This is a genomic window from Pseudomonas sp. RIT-PI-a (genome assembly GCF_001187875.1).
Classification (GTDB): domain Bacteria; phylum Pseudomonadota; class Gammaproteobacteria; order Pseudomonadales; family Pseudomonadaceae; genus Aquipseudomonas; species Aquipseudomonas coleopterorum.
Genome location: NZ_LGIR01000021.1, coordinates 42,545 through 50,964, shown reverse-complemented (window position 1 = coordinate 50,964; position 8,420 = coordinate 42,545). Strand labels below are relative to the sequence as shown.

Annotated in this window: 6 protein-coding genes; all 6 read left to right on the top strand. The window is 62.8% G+C overall.

Annotated elements, in window-relative coordinates:
- The first annotated feature begins 272 nt into the window (after positions 1–272).
- The 6 genes from serC (at position 273) to rpsA (ending at position 8,326) form a co-directional block, all read left to right on the top strand.
- Positions 273–1,358, top strand: coding sequence for a 3-phosphoserine/phosphohydroxythreonine transaminase (gene serC, locus AC788_RS14915; protein ID WP_049861373.1), 1,086 nt, complete (start codon positions 273–275; stop codon positions 1,356–1,358).
- Positions 1,358–2,452 (top strand): prephenate dehydratase, encoded by a 1,095-nt coding sequence (pheA, locus tag AC788_RS14910; RefSeq protein ID WP_043187723.1) that lies wholly within the window; start codon positions 1,358–1,360, stop codon positions 2,450–2,452. The genes serC and pheA overlap by 1 nt, the downstream gene beginning before the upstream one ends.
- Before the next feature lie 17 nt (positions 2,453–2,469).
- On the top strand, positions 2,470–3,579 hold the full coding sequence (gene hisC / locus AC788_RS14905) for a histidinol-phosphate transaminase (protein WP_049861364.1): 1,110 nt from the start codon (positions 2,470–2,472) through the stop codon (positions 3,577–3,579).
- Positions 3,572–5,833: a bifunctional prephenate dehydrogenase/3-phosphoshikimate 1-carboxyvinyltransferase gene (locus tag AC788_RS14900; RefSeq protein WP_442965545.1), complete on the top strand. Its 2,262-nt coding sequence runs from the start codon at positions 3,572–3,574 to the stop codon at positions 5,831–5,833. Before hisC ends, AC788_RS14900 begins: the two co-directional genes overlap by 8 nt.
- Positions 5,830–6,516: a (d)CMP kinase gene (gene cmk, locus AC788_RS14895; protein WP_049861363.1), complete on the top strand. Its 687-nt coding sequence runs from the start codon at positions 5,830–5,832 to the stop codon at positions 6,514–6,516. The genes AC788_RS14900 and cmk overlap by 4 nt, the downstream gene beginning before the upstream one ends.
- A gap of 121 nt (positions 6,517–6,637) precedes the next feature.
- A complete protein-coding gene (rpsA, locus tag AC788_RS14890; protein ID WP_049861362.1) occupies positions 6,638–8,326 on the top strand; it encodes a 30S ribosomal protein S1 in 1,689 nt (562 codons plus the stop codon).
- Positions 8,327–8,420: the final 94 nt, after the last annotated feature.

The window sequence follows — 8,420 nt, the reverse complement described above, 5'->3', positions numbered from 1 at the left end:
GGTGGTCGGGGGGGTGGAGGGTGCGGAAGTTTGAGCCGGACGATTCCGAATTGGCTCAGGGTGACTCGACGCCAGAGGCCGCGGACGAAACGCCCGAGGAGTAAGCTGTAGGGCAGTAGATCGGGGGGGTGCCCCTCCCGGGGGCGCACCCCCCCTCCCACAGGATTAGTAACACTTGTGGGGGCGGGGCTCTGGCCCGCGAAGGGCGCACCGCCGATCTTCCGACAGACACACCCGGGTCAGCCCCGAATTCAAGCAGAGCGAGAGTGGATGTGAGCAATCGAGCCTTTAACTTCTGCGCAGGCCCCGCCGCGCTTCCCGAAGCCGTACTGCAGCGCGCCCAGGCTGAAATGCTGAACTGGCGCGGCAAGGGTCTCTCGGTGATGGAAATGAGCCATCGCAGCGAGGACTACACCGCCATTGCCGAAAAGGCCGAACAGGACCTGCGCGATCTGCTTGGCGTCCCGTCCAACTACAAGGTGTTGTTCCTGCAGGGCGGTGCCAGCCAGCAGTTCGCCGAGATCCCCCTGAACCTGCTCCCCGAAGGCGGTACGGCGGACTACGTCGAAACCGGCATCTGGTCGAAGAAGGCCATCGAGGAAGCCCGTCGCTACGGCAATGTCAACGTCGCGGCCAGTGCCAAACCCTACGACTACCAGGCCATTCCCGGCCAGAACGAGTGGACACTGACGCCCGGCGCGGCCTACGTGCACTACGCGTCGAACGAAACCATCGGCGGCCTGCAGTTCGACTGGATTCCGCAGACCGGCGACACCCCGCTGGTGGTCGACATGTCCTCGGACATTCTCTCGCGGCCCATTGACGTCTCCCAGTTCGGCCTCATCTACGCCGGTGCGCAGAAGAACATCGGCCCCAGCGGCCTGGTCGTGGTCATCGTGCGCGACGACCTGCTGGGCAAGGCCCGCAGCGCCTGTCCGACCATGCTCGACTACAAGATCGCGGCCGACAACGGCTCGATGTACAACACGCCTGCGACCTACTCCTGGTACCTCTCGGGCCTGGTGTTCGAGTGGCTCAAGGAGCAGGGCGGCGTTGCCGCCATGGAAGCGCGCAACCGGGCCAAGAAAGACCGCCTGTACGGCTTCATCGACGCCAGCGCGTTCTACAGCAACCCGATCTCGGTCAACGCCCGGTCGTGGATGAACGTACCGTTCCGCCTGGCCGACGAGCGTCTGGACAAGGCGTTCCTGGCCGGCGCCGACGCGCGCGGCCTGCTCAACCTCAAGGGTCACCGTTCGGTCGGTGGCATGCGCGCCTCCATCTACAACGCCCTGGGCCTTGACGCCATCGAAGCGCTGGTCGACTACATGGCGGAGTTCGAAAAGGAAAACGGCTGATGTCCGAACATGAACTCAAGGCCCTGCGGGTCCGCATCGACAGCCTCGACGAAAAGATCCTCGAGCTGATCAGCGATCGCGCCCGCTGTGCCGAAGAAGTCGCACGGGTCAAGATGGCGGCGCTGGCCGAAGGCGAGGTGCCGGTGTTCTACCGGCCCGAGCGCGAGGCGCAGGTGCTCAAGCGCGTGATGGAACGCAACAAGGGGCCGCTGAGCAACGAGGAAATGGCGCGTCTGTTCCGCGAAGTCATGTCCTCCTGCCTGGCCCTGGAAAACCCGTTGAAGGTGGCCTACCTGGGTCCGGAGGGCACCTTCACCCAGGCCGCTGCGATGAAGCATTTCGGCCATGCGGTGATCAGCAAGCCGATGGCCGCGATCGACGAGGTGTTCCGCGAAGTGGTCGCCGGCGCCGTGAATTTCGGCGTGGTGCCGGTGGAGAATTCCACCGAAGGCGCGGTGAACCACACCCTCGACAGCTTCCTCGAGCACGACATGGTGATCTGCGGCGAGGTCGAGTTGCGCATCCACCATCACCTGCTGATCGGCGACAACACCAAGACCGATAGCATCACTCGCATCTACTCCCACGCACAGTCCCTGGCGCAATGCCGCAAGTGGCTGGACGCGCACTACCCGAACGTGGAGCGCATCGCGGTGGCCAGCAACGCCGAGGCGGCCAAGCGGGTCAAGGGCGAATGGAATTCGGCGGCCATCGCCGGCGACATGGCGGCCGGCCTGTATGGCCTGGAGCGCCTGGCCGAAAAGATCGAGGACCGCCCGGACAACGCCACGCGGTTCCTGATCATCGGCAACCAGGAAGTACCGCCGACCGGCGACGACAAGACCTCGGTCATCGTGTCCATGAGTAACCGCCCCGGTGCCCTGCACGAGCTGCTGGTGCCGTTCCATGACAACGGCATCGACCTGACACGCATCGAGACCCGTCCGTCGCGCAGCGGCAAGTGGACCTACGTGTTCTTCATCGACTTCATCGGCCACCATCGCGACCCGTTGATCAAGGGTGTGCTGGAACAGATCAGTCAGGAAGCCGTGGCACTCAAGGTGCTCGGCTCGTACCCCAAAGCGGTTCTCTAACAGAAGGGTTAGCACGCATGACCGATTTCCTTGCCCTGGCCCAGACCGGTGTTCAACAGCTTTCCCCGTACGTTCCCGGCAAACCAGTGGACGAACTGGCCCGAGAGCTGAACATGGACCCGGCCAGCATCATCAAGCTGGCCAGCAACGAGAACCCATTGGGCGCAAGCCCCAAGACCCGCGCCGCGATCGAGCGCGAGCTGGCCGAACTCACACGCTACCCTGATGGCAACGGTTTCGACCTCAAGACCCTGCTGGCTCAGCAGTGCCGCGTGCAGATCGACCAGGTGACCCTGGGCAACGGCTCCAACGATATTCTCGAACTGGTCGCCCGCGCCTACCTGGCGCCTGGGCTGAACGCCGTGTTCAGCGAGCACGCCTTCGCCGTCTATCCGCTGGTCGTGCAGGCCGTGAATGCCGGCGCGCGGGTCGTCCCGGCCAAGCAGTTCGGCCATGACCTGTCCGCGATGCTGGCTGCGATCGACGACAAGACCCGCATCGTGTTTCTGGCCAACCCGAACAACCCGACCGGGACCTGGTTCGGACCGCAGGCGCTGGAAGACTTTCTGGCGGCGGTTCCGCCCAGCGTGCTGGTGGTGCTCGACGAGGCCTATATCGAATACGCCGTAGGCGGCGACTTGCCCGACGGCCTGGACTACCTGGCACGCTACCCCAACCTGCTGGTGTCGCGTACGTTCTCCAAGGCCTATGGCCTGGCCGCGCTGCGCGTGGGTTACAGCCTGTCTTCTGCCACTATTGCCGACGTGCTCAATCGCGTGCGCCAGCCGTTCAACGTGAACAGCCTGGCGCTGGCTGCCGCGTGCGCCGCGCTGACCGACACCGAATATCTGCAGCGCAGCCGCGAACTCAACAGCGCTGGCATGCAGCAGCTGGAGGCGGGTTTCACCGAGCTCGGTCTGCAGTGGATCCCGTCCAAGGGCAACTTCATTGCCGTGGATGTGGGTCGCGACGCCGGTCCGGTGTTTCAGGGGCTGCTGCGCGAGGGTGTGATCGTGCGCCCGGTGGCCGGCTATGGCATGCCCAACCACCTGCGCGTGACCATCGGCCTGGCCGAAGAGAACAGCCGCTTCCTGGAGGCATTGCGCCAGGTGCTGGCTCGTGTCTGATTTCACGCAATTGCAACCCGGCGCTGCCAGAATAGGCCGCCTGGTGGTAGTGGGATTGGGACTGATCGGCGGCTCCTTCGCCAAAGGCATCAAGCAGAGCGGCCTGGCCGATGAAGTGGTCGGGGTCGATCTCGATCCACGTTCCTGCCAGCGCGCCGTCGAGCTGGGTGTGGTGGACCGCTGTGAGGCGGAGCTTGCCAAGGCCTGTGTGGGCGCCGATGTGATCCAGTTGGCAGTACCGATCCTGGGCATGGAGAAACTGCTGGCGGCGCTGGCTCGACTCGATCTGGGTCGGGCGGTGATCACCGATGTCGGCAGCGCCAAGGGCAATGTGGTGCGAGCTTATCGTGACGCTTTCGGCGGTGACCTCTCACGCTTCGTGCCAGGCCATCCGATCGCCGGTTCCGAGCAGAGCGGGGTGGAGGCAGCCAATGCCGAGTTGTTCAAGCGGCACAAGGTGATCCTCACGCCGCTGGCCGAAACCTCGCCCCAGGCGCTGGCCCGGGTCGACGGCCTGTGGCGCGCCCTGGGGGCGGACGTGGAGCACATGCAGGTCGAGCGCCATGACGAGGTGCTTGCCGCCACCAGCCACCTGCCGCACCTGCTGGCGTTCGGTCTGGTAGATTCGTTGGCCAAGCGCAGTGAAAACCTGGAAATCTTCCGCTACGCTGCGGGCGGTTTCCGCGATTTCACCCGAATCGCCGGCAGCGATCCGGTCATGTGGCACGACATCTTCCTCGCCAACCGCGAGGCGGTGCTGCGCACACTCGATACATTTCGCAGCGATCTCGACGCCTTGCGCGACGCGGTCGATGCAGGGGATGGGCATCACCTGCTGGGCGTGTTCACACGCGCCAGGGTGGCCCGCGAGCATTTCAGTAAAATCCTGGCCCGTCGGGCCTATGTGGACGCTATGAACTCCAATGACGACCTGATCTTCCTGGGCAAACCCGGCGGCAGCCTCAATGGCCGCATCCGCGTACCGGGCGACAAATCCATCTCGCACCGTTCGATCATGCTCGGCTCGCTGGCCGAAGGCACCACCGAAGTCGAAGGCTTCCTGGAAGGCGAAGACGCTCTGGCGACCTTGCAGGCCTTCCGCGACATGGGCGTGGTCATCGAAGGCCCGAACCAGGGCCGCGTGACCATCCACGGCGTCGGTCTGCACGGGTTGCAGGCCCCGCCAGGGCCGATCTACCTGGGCAACTCCGGGACCTCGATGCGCCTGCTCGCCGGTATCCTGGCAGCGCAGAGCTTCGACACCACGCTGACCGGCGATGCGTCGCTGTCCAAGCGTCCCATGAACCGCGTGGCCAACCCCCTGCGGGAAATGGGCGCGGTCATCGAGACCGCTGCCGAGGGTCGTCCGCCGATGGTCATTCGCGGCGGACAGCGCCTCAAGGCGCTGAACTACACCCTGCCGATGGCCTCTGCCCAGGTCAAATCCTGCTTGTTGCTGGCTGGATTGTGGGCCGAAGGCAAGACCACCACCACCGAGCCTGCACCGACCCGCGACCACACCGAGCGCATGTTGCGTGGTTTTGGCTACCCCGTGCACGTCGACGGCCCGCAGGCGTCGGTCGAGTCCGGGCACAGGTTGACCGCGACCCATATCGAGGTGCCGGGCGACATCTCCTCGTCCGCCTTCTTCCTGGTGGCTGCTTCGATCGCCGAAGGTTCGGACCTGACCCTGGAACACGTCGGCATCAACCCTACGCGTACGGGTGTCATCGATATCCTGCGCCTGATGGGCGCCGACATCACCCTGGAAAACCAGCGTGAAGTCGGTGGCGAACCGGTTGCCGACCTGCACGTGCGGGCTGCCCGTCTCAAGGGCATCGAGATTCCCGAAGCGCTGGTGCCGCTGGCGATCGACGAATTCCCCGTGTTGTTCGTGGCAGCCGCCTGCGCCGAGGGGCGCACCGTGTTGCGCGGCGCCGAAGAGCTGCGGGTCAAGGAATCCGACCGTATCCAGGTCATGGCCGACGGCCTGCAAGCGTTGGGTGTCAAATGCGAGCCCACCGCTGACGGCATCATCATCGACGGCGTCGGTCACGGGGTGCCTGCCATGGGCGGTGGCGAAGTCCACGGCCACGGCGATCACCGCATCGCCATGGCCTTCAGCGTCGCCTCCCTGCGCGCCAGCGCGCCGATCCGCATCCACGACTGCGCCAACGTCGCCACGTCGTTCCCGAACTTCCTCGGCCTGTGCGCCCAAGTGGGTATCAATGTAGCCGAAGAGGGCAAGTCGTGAACGTGGCGCCAGTCATCACCATCGACGGGCCCAGCGGTTCGGGCAAGGGTACCGTCGCCGGTATCCTGGCCAAGCGTCTGGGCTGGAAGCTGCTCGATTCGGGCGCGTTGTACCGGCTGCTGGCCTACGCCGCACGCAATCACGGCGTGGATTTGAGCAACGAAGCTTCACTGATGGTCATGGCTGCGCACCTGGACGTGCAATTCATTGCCGCTGCCGATGGCCAGCCACAGCGCATTGTCCTGGAAGGCGACGATGTCACCCGGGACATTCGCAACGAGCAGATCGGCGCCTGCGCCTCTCAGGTCGCCGCCCTGCCAGCAGTGCGCGATGCCTTGCTGCAGCGCCAGCGGGCGTTTCAGGAACTGCCTGGCCTGGTCGCCGATGGTCGCGACATGGGTACGGTGGTGTTCCCCGATGCGCCGCTCAAGGTGTTCCTGACCGCGAGCGCCGAGGAACGTGCGCGCAGACGTTACTTGCAGTTGAAGACAGCCGGCAACGATGTTAGTCTGTCGAGTCTGCTAGATGAGATACGTGCACGCGATGAGCGTGACACCCAGCGCGCAGTGGCCCCGCTCAAGCCGGCGGCCGATGCCATACAGCTGGATTCCACGGAGTTGTCCATCGAGCAGGTGTTGGAACGCATCATGAGCGAGATCGCACTTCGCGATATCGCCGGGTGACGAAGAAGCCATGCGGGAACCCAGTCAATATCCCGGTGGCTTTCTTTTACTTGAACGAAACCCACGTTGTCTGGAGCGTGGCTGATGGGCGTATGTTTCGCCCAAATCTACAGGAATTAAAATGAGCGAAAGCTTTGCAGAACTCTTTGAAGAAAGCCTAAAAACTCTCAATCTTCAGCCAGGCGCAATCATCACCGGTATCGTCGTCGATATCGACGGTGACTGGGTTACTGTCCACGCCGGTCTGAAGTCCGAGGGTGTCATCCCGCTCGAGCAGTTCTACAACGACGCTGGCGAACTGACCATCAAGGTCGGTGACGAAGTCCACGTTGCGCTGGACGCGGTAGAAGACGGCTTTGGCGAAACCAAGCTGTCCCGCGAAAAAGCCAAGCGCGCCGAGTGCTGGATCGTTCTGGAAGCAGCTTTCGCCGCCGAGGAAGTGGTCAAGGGCGTTATCAACGGTAAGGTTAAAGGCGGCTTCACTGTCGACGTTAACGGCATCCGTGCGTTCCTGCCTGGTTCCCTGGTCGATGTCCGCCCTGTGCGCGACACCACCCACCTGGAAGGTAAAGAGCTCGAATTCAAGGTCATCAAGCTGGACCAGAAGCGCAACAACGTTGTCGTTTCCCGTCGCAGCGTCCTGGAAGCCGAGAACTCCGCCGAGCGCGAAGCTCTGCTGGAATCCCTGCAGGAAGGTCAGCAAGTCAAGGGTATCGTCAAGAACCTCACCGATTACGGCGCATTCGTCGATCTGGGTGGCGTCGATGGCCTGCTGCACATCACCGACATGGCCTGGAAGCGTATCAAGCACCCATCGGAAATCGTCAACGTTGGCGACGAGATCGATGTCAAGGTTCTGAAGTACGATCGCGAGCGTAACCGCGTATCCCTGGGCCTGAAGCAACTGGGCGAAGACCCATGGGTTGCCATCAAGGCACGTTACCCAGAAAGCACTCGCGTCATGGCGCGCGTGACCAACCTGACCGACTACGGCTGCTTCGCAGAGCTGGAAGAAGGCGTGGAAGGCCTGGTGCACGTTTCCGAAATGGACTGGACCAACAAGAACATCCACCCTTCGAAAGTCGTACAAGTCGGCGACGAAGTGGAAGTCATGGTTCTGGACATCGACGAAGAGCGTCGTCGTATCTCCCTGGGCATCAAGCAGTGCAAGTCGAACCCGTGGGAAGACTTCTCTGGCCAGTTCAACAAGGGCGACAAGATCTCCGGCACCATCAAGTCGATCACCGATTTCGGTATCTTCATTGGTCTGGACGGCGGCATCGACGGCCTGGTTCACCTGTCCGACATCTCCTGGAACGAAGTGGGCGAAGAAGCCGTACGTCGTTTCAAGAAGGGCGACGAGCTTGACACCGTCATCCTGTCGGTAGATCCAGAGCGCGAGCGCATCTCCCTGGGCATCAAGCAACTGGAAGACGATCCGTTCTCCAACTACGTTGCTGTCAACGACAAAGGCGCTATCGTTCGCGGTACCGTTAAAGAAGTTGACGCCAAGGGCGCTGTGATCACCCTGGCCGACGACATCGAAGCCACTTTGAAAGCTTCCGAAATCAGCCGTGACCGCGTTGAAGACGCTCGCAACGTCCTGAAGGAAGGCGAAGAAGTCGAAGCCAAGATCATTAGCGTCGACCGCAAGTCCCGCGTCATCCAACTGTCGATCAAATCGAAAGACGTTGAAGACGAGAAAGAAGCTATCCAGAGCCTGCGCGACAAGCCAGCCACTTCGGATATCGCTGCCGGTCCGACCACTCTGGGCGACCTGCTGCGTGCTCAGATGGAAAAGCAGAACTAAGTTCTGTTTGACCTGTAGAAAAAGGGCGACTTCGGTCGCCCTTTTTTGTGCCTGCGATTTGTGTTTCGTACCGATCAGCAGAAACGGATGCCGA

Bases quoted from the DNA above. Each gene is read 5' to 3' on its own strand.
- pheA (WP_043187723.1), top strand. From the start codon at position 1,358: ATGTCCGAACATGAACTCAAGGCCCTGCGGGTCCGCATCGACAGCCTC.
- hisC (WP_049861364.1), top strand. From the start codon at position 2,470: ATGACCGATTTCCTTGCCCTGGCCCAGACCGGTGTTCAACAGCTTTCC.
- rpsA (WP_049861362.1), top strand. From the start codon at position 6,638: ATGAGCGAAAGCTTTGCAGAACTCTTTGAAGAAAGCCTAAAAACTCTC.